This is a genomic window from Polaromonas sp. YR568 (assembly GCF_900116715.1).
Lineage (GTDB): Bacteria > Pseudomonadota > Gammaproteobacteria > Burkholderiales > Burkholderiaceae_C > Polaromonas.
On sequence record NZ_FPBM01000003.1, the window covers coordinates 43,987 to 61,105 of the forward strand.

General features: G+C 64.8%; 14 protein-coding genes. 6 read left to right on the plus strand and 8 right to left on the minus strand.

Going from position 1 to position 17,119, the window contains the following annotated elements:
• Positions 1–25: 25 nt before the first annotated feature.
• The 3 genes from ileS to BM408_RS07700 are packed head-to-tail and all read left to right on the plus strand — an operon-like array spanning position 26 to position 3,961.
• The gene (ileS, locus tag BM408_RS07690; protein ID WP_092128658.1) at positions 26–2,857 is read left to right on the plus strand and encodes an isoleucine--tRNA ligase; all 2,832 of its coding nucleotides are present in this window, start codon (positions 26–28) and stop codon (positions 2,855–2,857) included.
• Positions 2,857–3,357: a signal peptidase II gene (gene lspA, locus BM408_RS07695; RefSeq protein WP_092128660.1), complete on the plus strand. Its 501-nt coding sequence runs from the start codon at positions 2,857–2,859 to the stop codon at positions 3,355–3,357. Before ileS ends, lspA begins: the two co-directional genes overlap by 1 nt.
• Before the next feature lie 16 nt (positions 3,358–3,373).
• Positions 3,374–3,961 carry a hypothetical protein gene (locus BM408_RS07700; RefSeq protein ID WP_092128662.1) on the plus strand — a complete coding sequence of 196 codons (588 nt, stop codon included), beginning with the start codon at positions 3,374–3,376 and terminating at the stop codon, positions 3,959–3,961.
• Between the two features lie 18 nt (positions 3,962–3,979).
• On the opposite strand, the gene BM408_RS07705 is transcribed toward BM408_RS07700, so the two are convergent.
• The 8 genes from BM408_RS07705 to BM408_RS07740 form a co-directional block, all read right to left on the minus strand.
• Entirely contained in the window at positions 3,980–4,942 is a 963-nt protein-coding gene (locus BM408_RS07705) for a tripartite tricarboxylate transporter substrate binding protein (protein WP_092128664.1), read from the minus strand.
• A 54-nt stretch (positions 4,943–4,996) separates the two neighbouring features.
• Positions 4,997–6,613 (minus strand): alkaline phosphatase D family protein, encoded by a 1,617-nt coding sequence (locus BM408_RS07710; protein WP_092128666.1) that lies wholly within the window; start codon positions 6,611–6,613, stop codon positions 4,997–4,999.
• 16 nt (positions 6,614–6,629) lie between these two features.
• Positions 6,630–7,403, minus strand: a complete 774-nt coding sequence (gene surE / locus BM408_RS07715) for a 5'/3'-nucleotidase SurE (RefSeq protein WP_092128668.1) — start codon at positions 7,401–7,403, stop codon at positions 6,630–6,632.
• A gap of 8 nt (positions 7,404–7,411) precedes the next feature.
• Positions 7,412–8,692, minus strand: a complete 1,281-nt coding sequence (locus BM408_RS07720) for an acetoin dehydrogenase dihydrolipoyllysine-residue acetyltransferase subunit (protein WP_092128670.1) — start codon at positions 8,690–8,692, stop codon at positions 7,412–7,414.
• Between the two features lie 2 nt (positions 8,693–8,694).
• A complete protein-coding gene (locus tag BM408_RS07725) occupies positions 8,695–9,693 on the minus strand; it encodes an alpha-ketoacid dehydrogenase subunit beta (RefSeq protein ID WP_092128672.1) in 999 nt (332 codons plus the stop codon).
• A complete protein-coding gene (locus BM408_RS07730; protein WP_254774736.1) occupies positions 9,686–10,711 on the minus strand; it encodes a thiamine pyrophosphate-dependent dehydrogenase E1 component subunit alpha in 1,026 nt (341 codons plus the stop codon). The genes BM408_RS07725 and BM408_RS07730 overlap by 8 nt, the downstream gene beginning before the upstream one ends.
• Positions 10,708–12,036 (minus strand): NAD(P)H-dependent oxidoreductase, encoded by a 1,329-nt coding sequence (locus BM408_RS07735; RefSeq protein WP_092128674.1) that lies wholly within the window; start codon positions 12,034–12,036, stop codon positions 10,708–10,710. The genes BM408_RS07730 and BM408_RS07735 overlap by 4 nt, the downstream gene beginning before the upstream one ends.
• Before the next feature lie 225 nt (positions 12,037–12,261).
• Complete coding sequence (locus tag BM408_RS07740) at positions 12,262–13,296, minus strand: sugar-binding transcriptional regulator (RefSeq protein WP_254774737.1); 1,035 nt, start codon at positions 13,294–13,296, stop codon at positions 12,262–12,264.
• Between the two features lie 117 nt (positions 13,297–13,413).
• Between BM408_RS07740 and BM408_RS07745 the strand changes: the two genes are divergently transcribed.
• Genes BM408_RS07745 through BM408_RS07755 form a run of 3 tightly spaced genes read left to right on the plus strand, consistent with a single transcriptional unit; the run spans position 13,414 to position 17,110 of the window.
• Positions 13,414–14,262, plus strand: coding sequence for a hypothetical protein (locus tag BM408_RS07745; protein WP_092128676.1), 849 nt, complete (start codon positions 13,414–13,416; stop codon positions 14,260–14,262).
• Positions 14,262–15,461, plus strand: coding sequence for an AGE family epimerase/isomerase (locus BM408_RS07750; RefSeq protein WP_092128678.1), 1,200 nt, complete (start codon positions 14,262–14,264; stop codon positions 15,459–15,461). Before BM408_RS07745 ends, BM408_RS07750 begins: the two co-directional genes overlap by 1 nt.
• Positions 15,458–17,110, plus strand: coding sequence for a Na/Pi cotransporter family protein (locus tag BM408_RS07755; protein WP_092128680.1), 1,653 nt, complete (start codon positions 15,458–15,460; stop codon positions 17,108–17,110). Before BM408_RS07750 ends, BM408_RS07755 begins: the two co-directional genes overlap by 4 nt.
• The last annotated feature ends 9 nt before the right edge of the window (positions 17,111–17,119 follow it).

The following is a 17,119-nucleotide window of genomic DNA, read 5'->3' on the forward strand; positions in this document are numbered from 1 at the left end:
CACAAAAGCATTCCAAGAGCATCCCATGTCCGAAACCAAAACCGATTACCGCAGCACCCTGAACCTGCCCGACACGCCCTTCCCCATGCGCGGCGACCTGCCCAAGCGCGAAGCCGGCTGGACCAAAGAATGGGACGAAAAGGGCATCTACAAAAAGCTGCGCGACGTGCGCGCCGGCAAACCCAAGTTCGTGCTGCATGACGGCCCGCCCTATGCCAACGGCAAGATCCACATCGGCCACGCGGTCAACAAGGTCCTCAAAGACATGATCGTCAAGGCGCGCCAGCTCAAGGGCCTGGACGCTATCTACGTGCCCGGCTGGGATTGCCACGGCCTGCCGATCGAAAACGCCATCGAAAAACTGCACGGCCGCAACCTGCCGCGCGATGAAGTGCAGGCCAAGAGCCGCGCCTTCGCCACCGAGCAGATCGCCGGCCAGATGGCCGACTTCAAGCGCCTGGGCGTGCTCGGCGAATGGGACAACCCCTACCGCACCATGGACTTCGCCAACGAAGCCAATGAAATCCGCGCGCTCAAACGCATCATGGAGCGCGGCTTTGTCTACCGCGGCCTGAAGCCCGTGTACTGGTGTTTTGACTGCGGCTCCTCGCTCGCCGAGTTTGAGATCGAATACGCCGACAAAAAATCGCAGACGCTGGACGTAGGCTTTAAATGCGCCGAGCCGCAAAAACTGGCGCTGGCTTTCGGCCAGGCCACGCTGCGCAAGGATGCCTTCGCCGTCATCTGGACGACGACCGCATGGACCATCCCCGCCAACCAGGCGCTGAACCTGAACCCCGAACTCGAATACTCGCTGGTGGATACCGAGCGCGGGCTGCTGGTGCTGGCCTCGGTGCTGGTCGACAAATGCCTGGAGCGCTATCAGCTGCAAGGGCGCGTCATCGCCGTCACCAAAGGCGAAAACCTCGCGAACATCAAGTTCGAGCATCCGTTCTACGACGTGGATCCCGGCTATCGCCGCTTCAGCCCCGTCTTCCTGGCCGACTACGCCACCGCCGACGACGGCACGGGTATCGTGCACTCCTCGCCCGCCTACGGCGTAGAGGATTTCAACTCCTGCGTAGCCAACGGCATTGCCTATGACGACATCCTCAACCCGGTGCAGGGCAATGGCCGCTATGTCGACGAGCTGCCGATGTTCGGCGGCCTCAACATCTGGAAGGCCGCGCCGCTGGTGATCGAGAAGCTGCGCGAGCACGGACGCCTTTTTGCCACGCACGACATCACCCACAGCTACCCGCACTGCTGGCGCCACAAGACGCCGGTGATCTACCGCGCGGCGGCCCAGTGGTTTGTGCGCATGGATGAAGGCGAAGGCGTTTTCACCAAAGACAAGGCGCCGCAAACCCTGCGCAAGCTGGCCCTGGCCGCCATCGAGGAAACCAGCTTCTACCCCGAAAACGGCAAGGTCCGCCTGCGCGACATGATCGCCGGCCGGCCCGACTGGTGCATCAGCCGCCAGCGTAACTGGGGCGTGCCCCTGCCTTTTTTCATCCACACCGCCACGGGCGAACTGCACCCGCGCACCATGGAGATCATGGAGCAGGCAGCGCGCATGGTCGAAGCCGGCGGCATCGAAGCCTGGAGCAAGGCCACGGCCGAATCCATCATCGGCGTAGATGGAGAGCATGGGGCACCCAACTACATCAAGAGCACCGACATCCTCGACGTGTGGTTTGACTCCGGCACCACGCACGACCACGTGCTGCGCCACAGCCATGCCGCGCAATCGACCTGGCCGGCAGACCTGTACCTCGAAGGCCACGACCAGCACCGCGGCTGGTTCCACTCGTCGCTGCTCACGGCCTGCGCGATGTACGACCATGCGCCTTACAAAGGCCTGCTGACGCACGGCTTCACCGTGGACGGCAAGGGCCGCAAGATGAGCAAGAGCGAAGGCAATGTGGTGGTGCCGCAAGAGGTGAGCGACAAGCTGGGCGCCGAGATCATCCGCCTCTGGTGCGCCTCCACCGATTATTCGGGCGACCTGGGCATCGACGACAAGATCCTGGCCCGCGTGGTGGACGCCTACCGCCGCATCCGCAACACGTTGCGCTTCTTGATGGCCAACATCAGCGACTTCGACCCGGCCAAAGACGCCGTGCCGTTTGACCAGATGCTGGAGATCGACCGCTACGCGCTGAGCCGCGCGTCGCAGCTGCAGGCCGACATCCTGGCGCACTACGAGGTGTATGAATTCCACCCGGTGGTCTCCAAGCTGCAGATCTATTGCAGCGAAGACCTTGGCTCTTTCTACCTCGACATCCTGAAAGACCGGCTCTACACCACCGGTCCGAAATCGCTGGCCCGCCGCAGCGCGCAGACCGCGCTCTGGCAGATCACGCACGCGATGCTGCGCTGGATGGCGCCTTTCCTCAGCTTCACGGCGGAAGAGGCCTGGAAGGTGTTCGGCTCGTCCGAGTCCATCTTCATGGAAACGTACTCCGAATTCCCCGTGCCCGACACGGCGCTGCTGGCCAAATGGTCGCGCATCCGCGAGTTGCGTGACGCGGTGAACAAGGACATCGAAGCCCTGCGCGCCGACGGCAAGGTGGGCTCCTCACTGCAAGCCAACGTGGCGCTGGAAGTGCCTGCAGACGACCTCGCACTGCTGACGAGTCTGGGTGAGGATTTGAAGTTCGTCTTCATCACCTCCGCCATCGAAGCGGCCGCCGCAAGCGCCATTTCTACCAAGGTAACGCCCAGCACCGACGCCAAGTGCGAACGCTGCTGGCACTATCGCGCCGACGTGGGCCATGACCCGGCCCACCCGACCATCTGCGGCCGCTGCACCAGCAACCTGTTCGGCACGGGCGAAGACCGGAAGTTCGCGTAATGGCCAAAACCACCTTCACCCGCTCCTCCAGCTCGCTGCTTCCCTGGCTGGGCCTGGCGCTCATCATCCTCATCGCCGACCAGTTCACCAAGGTGCTGATCCTGGGTTACTACAACCTGGGCGACTCCACCTATGTGACCAGTTTCTTTAACGTGGTGCGGGTGCACAACACCGGCGCGGCCTTTTCCTTCCTGGCGACGGCGTCGGGCTGGCAGCGCTGGTTCTTTACCGCCATCGGCATCGCGGCGGCGCTGTTCATCCTGTGGATGCTGCGCTCACACCCGGGGCAAAAGCTGTTTTCCTTCGCGCTGGCCTGTATTTTGGGCGGCGCGCTGGGCAACGTGATTGACCGCACGATGCACGGCTATGTGGTGGACTTCCTGCAGTTCCACTGGGCCGGCTGGTACTTCCCTTCGTTCAACATCGCCGACAGCGCCATCACCATAGGCGCGGTCTGCCTGATCCTGGACGAATTGCTGCGGGTTCGCAAAACCAGCTAAGTGCCGGCTGCAACGCATGACAGCCTCCATCCTTGAACCCTTCGCGGCAGACTGGGCCGGCGAGCCCACCCTGCACTCCAGGGCGCAGAGCTGGAGCTGGTTCAGGCAGGCATTCGGCCAGGCGCTGCTAAGCCATGCGGTGGCGCCGTCTTCAAGCTGGGCGGTCGATGAGGAAAGCCTGGCCAAGGCCTTCTTCTCGTGGGCCGAGCTGGTCGAGCTGTACACGCCTTACGAGGCGCTGGACGGCGCCGATTTCCGGCACTTCATCCTGGGCCTGCTGCTGCAAAAGCTGCTGGAGGCGAAACCGCCTGTGCTGCGCGATATTCCCGCCGCCGCTGCGGCCGTTCCCGTCACAAGCTTTGTGCTGACCCTGCTGCAGGCGCTGCACAAAAACGCCGGCTCGACCGCGCTCACGCTGGATGCGGCTGCGCTCGCAGGCCCGCGATGGGCCAGCTATGTCGAAAACGTCACCGAAGACGCCTCGAACGCCACCTGCTTTCTCGACCAGATGACGGGCCTGCAGCCAGCCTGGCAAAGCCGCTCGCTGATCGAGCACCGGCCCGCCATGCAAAAAGCGCTGGCACTTGCGCGCCAGCGCTCCTGAAACCTGGCAGCGCGAGGCTCAGCTCAGCTTCATATTGGTCGACGTGATCAGGTGCTTCCAGCGCTGATAGTCGGCCGCCACATACGCCGTGATCGCCGCGCCTTCCAGTGAAGTCGGCTCGGTCGCATCCTGGCGTAGCCGGGCGGCAACAGCCGGTTGTGCGATCAGCTTGTTGATCGCGGCATTGAGCTCCGACGTGATCGCCGCCGGCGTGCCCGGAGGCGCCATCAAACCCCAGTAGTTGTTGACGTCAAAGTCCTTGAAGCCGAGCTCTTCCATGCCTGGCACGCCGGGCACGCTGGGCGCGCGGTCTTTCGAGGTCAAGGCCAGGGCCTTGATCTTGCCGTCCTTGATGTATGGCATCAGGGCCGGCACGCTGCCCGTCATGAACTGGAGCTGCCCGGCCAGCAGGTCGGTGGTCGCAAAAGCAATGCCGCGGTAAGGGATGTGGACGATGGCGGTGTTGGTGCGCTGCTTGAGCAGTTCCACCACCAGGTGGTTGATGCTGCCGTTGCCGGCAGAGCCATAGTTGTACTTGCCCGGGTTGGTCTTGATGTGGTCCACCGCTTCGCGCAGGTTGTTGCCCGGAAGGCTGGGGTGCGAGGCAAACAGCAGCGGGCCCGCGCCCATGATGGCGACCGGCGCAAACTGGGTGGGGTCGTATTTGGGCGTACCGCCCGAGGCCGCCACCGTGGTGAAAGGCGAAGCGATAAACAGCAAAGTCTGCCCGTCAGGCGCCGACTTGGCCACCAGGTCTGCCCCCACTGCGCCGCCGGCGCCGGTGCGGTTGTCGATCACGAACTGCCGGCCCATCGATTTGCTGAGCTCGGAGCCGAAAAACCGCGCCATCGCATCGCTGCCCGCGCCGGGTGCAAAGGGCACGATGATTTTGGAAATCGCCGAGGGCTGGGCCCGCAGCTGCGCCACGGCGCAATACGCGGCAAGCCCACCGGCCGCCTGGATCAGGGAACGTCGTTTCATGTTTGTCTCCTAGCTGTCTATGTAGTTATCAAATACGGTCACAAAAAAACTGGCCTATTGCGATGCATGCGGTGCGATCACCTCCGTATGGAGAACAACCCCTTCAAGATCGCAGAGCTTGACGGTGAGGCAGCGCGAAGCCGGGTCTATCTCGACTTCACCAAAGAACTGGTAGCCAGCCGCCGGGCTCGCGCCGCGCACCGGCGAGGCGCGCGAATAGCGCACCTGGTTGCCAAAGGTCGCATCGGGGTTGAAGGGGCCGTAAGAGCCCGCGTGCAGCGGCCCCGAGACAAACTCCCAGAAGGGCAGGAAGTCTTTGAACACGGCCTGCTCAGGGTCAAAGTAATGCGCGGCTGTGTAATGCACGTCGGCGCACAGCCAGACGATGTTGTGAATGGCCTTGGCCTTGATGAAAGACAGCAGGCCGGCCAGCTCGATCTCACGGCCGCTGGGCTCACCGTCGTCGCCATTGGCCACGCCCTGCCACTTGACCCGGCCTTCGGCGTCATGGCCGTCAGCCACATTGGTGCCTATGGGCATGCCCGCCGCGATGACCTTCCACTGCGCGGTGGACGCCAGAAGCTCCTGCTGCAGCCACTGGACTTGCGCTTCGCCGAGGAAGGCCGTGCCCGGCCCTTCGGTCTGCCGGTTGTGCGAGTTGGGCCCGCGGTGCGTCTGCATGTCGACGACAAACACGTCCAGCAGCGGCCCGTATTGCACACGCCGGTACAGCAGGCCGGCGCCGCCAAAGCCTTCCAGCGGCATGGGCGAGTACTCGCGGAAGGCGCGTGCGGCAGTCGCAGCCAGCAGCTTGAGGTCTTTGACAACGTAGCGCTTGTCGCGCATCAGGTCCAGCGAGGGTGACCAGTTGTTGACGACCTCGTGGTCGTCCCACATGATGATTTGCGGCACCTCGGCGCAGAACTTCGTGAAATGCGGGTCCAGCCAGTTGTAGCGGAAGTTGCCGCGGTAGTCCTCAATCGTCTCCGCGACGCGCGTTTTGGCCAGGGTCACCACATTGGTCCAGCTGCGGCCGCGCTCGTCGTCGACACGGTGCTGCAGCGGATGGTCGGCATAAATCGTGTCGCCGCAATGCACAAAAAAGTCGAGCTCGCGCCGGCGTATGGTGTCAAACATCTTCAGGCCGCCCCACTCGGGGTTGATGCCAAAACCCTGGCCGTTGACGTCGGCCGACCAGGCAAAACGGATGGGCCGCGCGACATCGGGCGCCGAACGGAAGCTGGAGCGCCGCACCCAGGGCTGGGCGTGCGCGGCCTCAAGGCCGTGTGCGGTCACGATCAATGAAATCGTCGCATTGCGCGGCAGGCCTGTGAGCTGGATACGCGTGGTGTAGTCGGTCACTTCCAGCGCCTGCGGCGCACGCAGCGTTTGCCACGGCCCGGGCTCGCCGTTAGCGCTCCAGGCAATCTCCACATCGGCCGCATAGGGCAGGCGGGCCCAGACGATGGCCGCGTCGCCGCTGACCTCGCCTATCTGTATGCCGTTGACCTGGCTGTCATCCACGAGCGGGAACTGCTTTTTGGCCGTCACTGCCGGCCGGGGCCCAACGCGGGCGAGCATGCCGTCCGACAGTTCCTTGAGCGCCAGCGGCAGGTCGAGCGGGCTTGGCAGGTTGCGCAAAACCTTGAGGGGCAAGTCGAAAGGGTTCATGGCCAAAGCGATCTCGTCAGGGGTGGGTGGTGGGTGTCAGGGCGGCATGGTTGATGCCGTCCAGCAGCGAGTCTTCCAGGCTAGCGTAGCCATTCCAGCGCAGCCGGTAAACGGTCGCAAACCCTGCTTCGAGCTGCGATAGTTCGTCGCCGGCCGAAGGTTTGCCCGAACGGCCTTTGTCATAACGCAGCACCGTGGTATCAGGCCCGGCCTTTTCGGCCGTGATGCTGGCCGCGATCTTGGCCCGGCCCGGCGCCGCATGGCGCAGCGGCGCGGGCAGCGCGGCCGGCAGATTGATGCTGAGCCAGCTGTCGGGCTGGTGCCAGTCTTCGGTGGTCTCGCCGAAATAGCGCACCAGGCGCGCCAGCCAGGCGGCGACCTCGGGCGATTCAAAGTCGCTGCCGTTGGGCGCCGAGAAACCAATCGCAGGCACACCCCAAAAGCTGGCCTCGCGCGCAATCGCCATGGTGCCCGAGTAGGCGATGTCTTCACCGATGTTGCGGCCGTCGTTGATGCCCGAGAGCACCAGGGTGGGCTTGGGCGAGTCGGCGAACAGCCAGGCAAAAGCAGCTATCGCGCAGTCGGCCGGCGTGCCCGAGCAGGCATAACGCCGCACACCCAGCCGCGTCATGCTGAAGGGTTCATGCAGCGAAATGCTGTGGCCCTTGCTGCTGCGCTTGTCTTGCGGTGCAACCACCCAGACGTCGTCGCTGAAGCTGTTGGCGGCGCGCTCCAGCGCGGCCAGCCCCGGTGAGAAGTGGCCGTCGTCGTTGCTAACGAGAATTCGCATGCTTGGCGTCATGTGGCTTGAAGGGAAGAAGAGGCAAAGGCCGAGGCGCCCACCTGCTGACGCACCAGGCCGGCAACCATAGGCGCCGCCTCGATCTGCGGCAAGTGGCCTGTGCCAGCCAGTGTATGCAGTGCCACGTGGCCGGGCAGGCCCGCTGCCTGGTGTATCGGCAACACGCGGTCCAGCGTACCCCAGAGCAGTTTCACGGGTATGACAAGCCCGTCGAGCTGCTTTCGCAGCGATTCGGCCTGCGTGCCGTCGGGCAGCAGGCTGGCGGCCATGGCAGCCAGGCCGGCGCGTTTGGTTTCATTGCCGAGTTCCTGCAGGGCCGTCGCGACAAACGAGCCGCTCAGGCGCGAAGCGTCGCCAAACAGCTGCACCAGCCAGGGCCGCAGGCTGGCCTCGCTGTTTGCGCGCAGGATGCCGTCAATAAAAGCGCCGTTGATCTCGGGGCCCAGGCCGGCGGGCGCCAGCAGGGTCAAGGAGCGCAGGCGCGAACCCAGCAGCGCCGTCAACGCCAGCGCCGTGCCGCCGCCCATGGAATGGCCCAGCAGGTGGACTTCGTTGATGCCTTCGCTGTCCAGCCGGTCCAGCACCGCCTGCGCGGCGGCGGCGAAGTTGGGCACCTCGGCACGCGGCGACTTGCCGTGGTTGGGCAGGTCTATGCCCAGCACCGGGAGGTCGCGCAGCTGGTCGGCCAGCACGCGCCAGGACCCCTGCGAAGTGCCGAAGCCGTGCAGCAGCACCAGCGGCGCGCCCTCGTGGCGTGAAAACCAGTGCAGGTTCAGTGCACCGGTGGAGGCTTGGCTCGCAGCGCGTTGTGCGCCGGCCATATCGGCGGCCAGCACGCGGCCTTCGGGGCCCGAGCCGCTGACCTTGTTCAAATCAATGCCACGCTCACGCGCCAGGCTGCGGGCCAGCGGCGTGGCGCGCAGCAGGCTTTGCCGGCTTGCAGTGCTCACTTCAGGCGCAGCAGCGGCGACGGGCGCGGGAGCCTCAACCACAGCCTGCGGCGCATCAGGCGCAGCACCCGCAGCGGGAATGGCCTCCCCCGGCTGCAAAATCCAGCCGACGATCTGCCCCACCGGCATGGTGACGCCCACCTGGCCGTCGATGCCCTGGACGATGCCGTCGGCGGCCGCGTCAATCTCCATCGTGGCCTTGTCGGTTTCGATCTCGAACACGACCTGGCCCTTGGTGACGGTGTCACCGTTCTTGACATACCAATGCGCGATCTTGCCTTCGCTCATGTCCATGTCGACGCGCGGCAGTATCAATTCCACCGCCATGCTCAGGCCCTCACCAGCAGTGAACGGCGCGCGGCGGCGACGATGTCGGGCACCTGCGGCACCGCGGCTTTTTCAAGCTCGGGGTTGTAGGGCAAGGGGCAGTCCGCGCCGCCCAGCCGGATGATGGGCGCGTCCAGCCTGTCAAAGGCCGAACTCTCGGCAATCATCGCGCTGACTTCAGCGCCTATGCCCAGCTGCTTGGTGCCTTCATAGACGCAGATCAGGCGCGTGGTCTTGCTCACGCTCTTGATCAGCGTGGAATGGTCCAGCGGCCGCAGAGAACGCAGATCGACCACCTCGGCCGAAATACCCTGGGCCGCGAGCTGCTCCGCCGCCTCCAGCGCGCGGTGCACCATGATGGCGGTCGCGGCAATCGTGACATCCGTGCCTTCGCGGCGCACCCGCGCCTCGTGCAGAGGCTCGGTGTAATAGCCTTCGGGGACAGGGCCCTTCATCTTGTAGAGCAGCTTGTGCTCGAAGAACATCACCGGGTCCGGGTCTTCAATCGCAGCCAGCAGCATGCCCTTGGCGTCGTGCGGCGTCGAGGGCTGTACCACCTTGAGGCCGGGCACATGGGCAAACCAGGCTTCCAGGCTCTGGCTGTGCTGGGCCGCAGCCCCAGTGCCGGAGCCGCTGGGGAAGCGCATGACCAACGGCACCGAAGCCTTGCCGCCCAGCATGAAGCGCATCTTGGCGGCCTGGTTGACGATCTGCTCCATCGCCAGCGAGGCGAAGTCGGAAAACTGGAATTCATACACCGGCCGGCGTCCCATCAGCGCCGCACCCACCGCAACACCCGCGCCGCCGAGTTCAGAGATCGGCGTGTCCATCACACGCTCTTCACCGAAGCGTTGCACCAGGTCGCCGGTGACCTGAAAGGCACCGCCATAGACGCCGATGTCCTCGCCCATCAGGAAGACGCGCTCGTCGCGCTCCATCGCAATGCCCAGTGCCTCCTGGATGGCCTGCGAGTAAGTGAGTTCACGCAGCGCTTCAACCATGGGCGGCCTCCGCCACGGGTGAGGCATAAACAAAGTCGGTCAGGCTGGCGATGTCCGGCGCCGGGCTGTCCTTGGCGAACTCGATGGAGTCCTCGATTTCCTTCTCAACGCTCTTCACCAGTTCGTCCACTTCATGTTGTTCAATCATTCCGTGCCGCAGCAAATCCTGCTCGAACAGCACGATGGGGTCGCGCTCGACCCAGGACTCGATCTCTTCCTTGGTCCGGTAGCGGTTGCGGTCGCTTTTGGAATGGCCGCGGTGCCGGTAGGTCAGGCACTCGATCAGGGTCGGCCCGCCGCCGGTTCGTGCACGCTCAATCGCCGTGTGCGCCGCTTCGGCCACGTCGGCAAAGCTGTTGCCATCCACCGTGAGGCCGGGCATGTCGTAGGCCAGCGCGCGCGTGGCGATCTTCTTCACCGCGGTAGAGCGCTCGGTCGAGGTCGACATGCCGTACTTGTTGTTCTCGCAGACAAACACCACAGGCAGCTTCCAGATCGCCGCCATGTTCAGGCCTTCGTGGAAAGCGCCTTCATTGTTGGCGCCGTCGCCGAAAAAGCAGACGACCACATTGGGCTTTTTCATCTGCTTGAGCGCCAGGGCCGCGCCCACCGCAATCGGGATACCCCCACCCACGATGCCGTTGGCGCCCAGGTTGCCGCCCGCCACGTCGGCGATGTGCATGGAGCCGCCGCGGCCGCGGCAGTAGCCGGTGTCCTTGCCGAAGAATTCGGCGAACATGTATTTGGGCTCCGCGCCCTTGGCAATGCAGTGGCCGTGGCCACGGTGCGTGGAGGTGATGCAGTCTTCCGCGCCCAGATTGATGCCTACGCCGACGGCGCTGGCCTCCTGGCCTATCGAGAGGTGCATGGTGCCGTGCACCAGGCCGCGCATATAGGCCTGCTCGGCGCCTTCTTCAAAGCGGCGGATCAGCACCATCTGGCGCAGCGCCTTGTGCAGCACGGCCTTGCCTAGCCGGGTGTAGGCCTCGGGGGTTGTGGGTTTGAGGACGGCGTTCACGCGTGCTCCAGCACGCCGTAGACCAGTTCATCCTGGCGGCGGCGCAATTCGACGATGCGCGAACCTGGGTCGGCCGCGACGTTGGCATAAGTCAGCAGCTCGCCCTTGCGGATGTGCGCCGTCACCGTGCCGCGCTCGATCAGGCCGCAGGGCATTGCGTTTTTGGCGCGTGCATCATCGGCGGCCATGGCCCAGGCACGGTAGGTGTATTCGCCGATCGCGTCCAGCCGGTCACCGGGTTTGAGGTCGCACTTGGCAAGAGCGCAGACTTCGGCCGAGGGTTTGGGCAGCGGCGCCATGTCGGCGCGGCCGTAGAGCACGGCACGCGCGCAGGTCAGCGGCACTTCCAGGCTGCAGAGGTGGTAAGGCCGGTAGAAGGTGTAGTAAGGGCCGATGCCCAGCTTGAGGTAATCCATGCGCTCACGCAGCCGCGGGTGCGCCATTTCAGCCACCACAAACACGCCGGGTGCCACGCCCTTACCGATGGTGTAGTCCACCACACCTTTACGCGTGAGGATGCCGCCGTCGGCGATAGGGCACAGCACCTTGTGCAGATCTTCCAGCGAGGCGTTGGGGCCGTGCATGCCGGCGATGTCGGGTACCAGGCCGGTCGCATTGGCAATCGCCGACATCTCAACGGCGGTCTTGGAGCCGTCGACAAACTCAACCAGCATGCGCGGGTTCAGCCCCTTGCCCAGGGCTTCTTCGGTGTAGTCGTCGGGCGTGGCGTCGATGTTGAGTGGGTTGTTCTTTCCCTTGCCGGCGGCGATCACCGGATAGCCCAGCGCCGAGACGAAGTTGATCAGCTCGATGGCCGCACTGGGCTCGTCGCCCGCGCCCAGCGAATAAATCACGCCCAGGCGGTCGGCTTCATGCTTGAGGTAGGCGCCTATGGTGACGTCGGCCTCGACATTCATCATCACCAGGTGTTTGCCGTGCTCCATCGCGGTCAGGCCTATCTGCGCGCCGACGGCGGGTTTGCCGGTGGCGTCAACCACCACGTCGATCAGGCCGCAGGCGCAGACCAGCTGCGCGTCTTGCGTGATGGCAATGCGGCGGTCACGGATGGCCTGCTCCAGCGCGCTGGCCGTGTTGACGACGCGGTGCGCGTCGGGCGTGTGGCCGGCCGAAGCCAGCGCGGCTACGGCCGCCGGCACGTTGATGTCGGCAATCGCCGCCACCACGATGCCGCGCATCTGCAGCACCTGGGTCACGATGTCCGTGCCCATCATTCCCGAGCCGATCAGGCCGATTCGCACCGGTTTGCCCGAAGCCTCGAGCTTGAGCAGGTCAGCGGCCAGGCCGCTGGGCGTAAAACCATTCATCCAATACCCCATTTCGTCGATTGAGAAGCCGGGACACCGCCGGCTCGATTTCCGCGTTTTTCTCAGCGCTTGTGTACATTTGATCTTAATCTTATACTTATGTACATCATGAGCGCAAGCAAAAACCACGGGCTGAGCGCAAGTCAGCCGCGATTTGCGGGTAATTCCCGAGACGTGGGAGAGGCGCGGGCCGGCGGTTTAACCCGCCCGGCAGGGTTCGCCGGGTTAGCGGGCGAGTTTGATCAGCGCCCGCGCGGCATGCTCATCGGTGATGAGCGTGGTGGGCTTGATCAGGCGCAGCGCGCCCAGCAGGGCCTCGGCCTTGCTGACACCGCCCGAGGCCAGGATGCGCTGCGGCACGGCCTTGAGGGTGTCTACGGGCACCGACATCACGCGGCCCTGGATAGGGTCGTTGATGAGTTCGCCCTTGCGGTCGTAATAGTGAAACAGCAGATCGCCAACCGCACCCATCTTGACGACGCGTCGGCGCAGTTCTTCGGGCATCACGGCATAACGGTAGGCCGTGCCTTCGGGCGAGACGTCACCCACGCTCACCAGCACGGCGTCCAGCGACTTGGCGTTGTCGAAGACATCGCCCAGGCCGCAATGGTCGATCAGGGTCTGCCGCGTCTGCGGCGAATCGACGACGGCGGGCGCCGTCATCAAATAACACTCGGCCTGGAACAGGCTGGAAAACCGCCAGGCGAACTCGGACGGGTTAAAGCGCCTGACCTTGGTGATGCCGCCCAATAGCGAAATCACGCCGAGGTCGGCGACCGGCGCCTCGCTCATGAAACGCAGTGACTCGTGCAGCGTGCGGCCCCAGCCCACGCCTATGCGCATGCCGGGGCTCAACAGGCCCGACATGTACTGGCCGGTGGCCGCCGCGATGGGCACTGTGGCATCGGATTCGGCATCAGACACCGGCACCACCACTGCCTCGCCGAGGCCAAAGAGTTTTTCGAGCTCGCGCTCCAGCGCGATGCACTCGGGCACGCCGGTTTCTATGCTGAACTTGATCTCATTGCGCTCGCGCAGGTCCGACAGCAGGCGCACCACGGTGACCCGGCCTATGCCCAGGCGCTGCGCGATCTCGTTTTGCGTCATTTCCTCGACGAAATACATCCAGGCCACACGCAGGCGCATACGCTTGTTGCGCTGGCTGGGCCCCGCGCCGGCGAGAGGCGCATCCAGTTCGGGGGCGGCCTGCGCCACGGCTGCGGCTTTGCCTTTGGCTGGGGTTTTCGCGGGTTTGGGCAAGGCGGCTCCTGATTCTGGGGAAGTGAGCGATTTGGGGTGCAAAATCAGGCTTTACGCCGCCCGCCTTGCCCTCCCCGTCCGGCTGTCATGCTAACGTAAACGATCGACAGGATTTTCATGACGCACAACATATTGCCCACCGCCCGCACGGCCCAGCCAACGCGCACCGCCGTGCAGCTGGCGCTCAAGGACGAGTTGCGCACTTTCGGCTTTAACCTGCAGCGCGGCGCGCACTGGCTGCTGCAGGACGTCGGCAGCAGCCTCGTCAAGCAGGTCGAGCCGCGCAACGAGGCCGGCACGCTGCACAAGCTGCACCACCTGATCGACTCGACGGCCCAGGCCACCTTCTCCACGCTGCAGGTCGCGCAGCAAGCCGCGGCCGTTGCCGTGCTGCCAGATGCCGCCTACCGCACCCTGCACTTCGAAGTGCTCCCCCTGGCCGACTACTTCGCGCAAAGCGAAGTGAAGAATCCCTCGCAGCTTTTCACCAATACCTTTTACTGGCTGCTGCGCCACGCACTGGCCGGCAAAGCCGGCACCGCGCTGATCGCGCGCCAGCAGGCCATCGACGAAGCCTTCTGGCAAGTGCTTGAGCAGCACGCAGGCCTGATCGCCCGCGCGCAGCAAACCGGCGCGGCGCCGCGCGACCACGCCGCGCTCTGCGCCGCCGTGCTGCGGGCGCTGGTCGCGGCGCGGCCGGTGCGCGACGCCAGCCTGCCGCCCTGGGCCAGCCAGCCGACGCAGCAACCGCTTGAACCGGTCACCGCGCTGCCCGAGCTCCTCGCGGTGATCGTCGCCGCCGGCCTGGCCAAAAGCGGCGACAATCCCAGCCCCGACATCGGCGAGCGACTGCGCCTGGCCGGGCAACTCGTCACCGCGCGCCTGCCGCTGCTGGAAGCCGCGCTGCAACAACCAGACGACCAGCACCTGACCGCCGAACTCGCCTTTTTATTCCGCCACGCTTGATGCCGCCAGAGTCCTTTCCTTCTTTTCTTGCCGACACACGCCGACACGCACAACACTGGCTGTTTGAGGCTGCCCTGCCCTTGTGGTGGGAGCGTGGTGCGGACCACGAAGGCGGCGGCTTCCATGAAAAGATAGGCCAGGACGGCCAGCCCATCGGCAAGCCGGTGCGCGTGCGCGTGCAGGCCCGGCAAACCTATGTCTATGCGCGCGCCGGCGCCCTCGGCTGGGCCGGCCCCTGGCAGGCCGCCATGCGGCACGGCCTGTCTTTCATGCTGTCGCGCTACCGCCGGCCTGACGGCCTGTTCCGCAGCACGCTGGACACCACCGACCAAACCATAGACCTCTACGACCAGGCCTTTGTGCTGTTTGCGCTGGCGCATGCCTATGAAGCCGAAGGCCGGCCGCAGGAATTGCTGGACATCGCGCAGGCGCTGCTGCGGCAGATCGAAGCCACGCTGGCGCATGACGAAGGCGGCTATTACGACGGTCTGCCGCATCAGCCCGTCCTCAAATCCAACCCGCTCATGCATTTGCTTGAAGCCTTGCTGGCCTGGGTGGCCAAGGGAGTTGAGGGCAATTTCCGCAGCGCGGCCCTGGCGCTGTGCGAGCTGGCCACCACGCGGCTGATCCATCCCGCCAGTGGCGCAGTGGGTGAACTCTTCACGGCCGGCTGGGCGCCGCTGGGTGCACCCAAAGAGCGGCTGTACGAGCCTGGCCACCAGTTTGAATGGGCTTACCTCCTGCTGCAAGCCGAAAGCCTGCTGGGCATCAACGCGCGCAGCCAGGCCATCGCGCTTGAGAACTTCGGGCGATCTTTCGGCATTGATGCCGCGCGGCAGGTTGCGCTCTTCGCCGTCAATGAAGCCGGCCAACCCACGGACCGCCGGGCGCGGCTGTGGGCGCAAACCGAAAGACTGCGCACCTCGCTGCTCTTCGCCACGCAAGGCCTGGGTGACGCGGCCCAAAGCCGTGCTGCCGTAGAGAACAGCTTTTCCGGCCTGACGCGTTTCCTGGCCACCGATGTGACTGGCCTCTGGCATGAATGGCAGCGCGAAGATGGCGGCTTTGACCTGGCGCCTTCACCGGCCTCCTCGCTTTACCACCTGATGACCGGCCTCGAAGGCCTGCTGGCCCTCGAGGCCTCCCCCGCGCCCGCGGCAACTCGCCCGGGTTCTGTAGAACGGACACTTACCGCATGAAGCATTTGTTGAATCTCCTGGCGGCCGTCGCCTTGCTGGTCTGGGGCACGCACCTGGTGCGCACCGGCATCCTGCGGGTGTTCGGCGCCAACCTTCGCCATGTGCTGGCTCGCAGCGTAGGCAACCGCTTTACCGCGGCACTCTCCGGCATTGGCGTCACTGCGCTCGTCCAGTCCAGCACCGCCACGGCGCTCATCACCTCCTCCTTTGTCGGCCAGGGCCTGATCAGCCTGCCCGCCGCGCTGGCCGTGATGCGCGGCGCGGACATAGGCACCGCGCTGATCGCCGTGGTTTTTTCGTTTGACCTGTCCTGGCTGTCGCCCCTACTGATTTTTGTCGGCGTAGTGATGTTCATCCCGCGCCAGGCCTCCACTTCCGGCCGCATAGGCCGCATCCTGATCGGCCTGGGCCTGATGCTGCTGGCGCTGCGGCTGGTCACGGTCTCCACCGAAGTGCTCACGCAATCGCCCGCCGTCAAGGCCTTGTTCACCTCTGTCGGCAGCGACCTGCTGCTCGAAATCACGCTGGGCATGGTGCTGGCGGTCATCTCCTATTCCAGCCTCGCCGTCGTCCTGCTCATCGCCACGCTGGCGGCATCCGGCGGAATTCCGCTCGACGTGGCCATGGGCCTTGTGCTGGGCGCCAATCTGGGCAGCGGCCTGCTGGCCGTGCTGACCACCGCCAAGTCTTCGATAGAAACCCGGCAGGTGCCCATAGGCACGCTGGCGTTCAAACTGCTCGGCGTGCTGGTGACTGCGCCCTTCGTGGGCTCGTGGCTGCTGCATGTGCGGCCGTTTCTCGGCGACCCGGCCAATGTGGTCGTGCTGTTTCACCTGAGCTTCAACGTCATAGTCGGCGTCGCCTTCATCGGCCTGACCAATCCCGTCGCCCGCCTGACGCAAAGACTCCTGCCGAAAGCCGAAAAGCCCGTCAGCGGCGAACGTCCCAACCACCTGGACCCGTCAGCTCTGTCCACGCCCTCGCTGGCCATCTCGAACGCCGCGCGTGAAGCACTGCACCAGGCCGACGTGGTCGAGAGCATGTTGCTGGGCGTGCTCGAAGTCATCCAGAAAAACGACCTCAAGCTCGCCGAAGAGCTGCGCAAGATGGACGATTCGGTCGACGAGCTGTATTCGTCGATCAAGTACTACCTGACCAAGATCTCGCGCGAAGCGCTGGCCGAGGAAGAAAGCCGCCGCTGGACCGACATCATCAGCTTCACCATCAACATGGAGCAGATCGGCGACATCATCGAGCGCGTGCTGATCGACATCGAGGACAAGAAGATCAAGCCGGGCCGCAATTTCTCGGAGGCCGGCATGGCCGAAATCGTGGAGCTGCACAACCGGCTGGTCGACAACCTGCGCCTGAGCATGAGCGTGTTCCTCAACGGCTCGGTGCGCGACGCGCAAAAACTGCTGGAAGAAAAAGCCCGTTTCCGCGACCTGGAACGCGCCTATGCCACCACCCATCTGGGACGGCTGTCGGCCAACACGGTGCAGAGCCTGGAAACAAGCTCACTGCACATCGACCTGATCAGTGATCTCAAGCGCATCAATTCGCACATCTGCTCGATTGCCTATCCGATTCTTGATTCGGCCGGTGCACTGGCCCCAAGCCGGCTGCGCGCCTCCGCGCTCACCGACTAAGGACGGGGA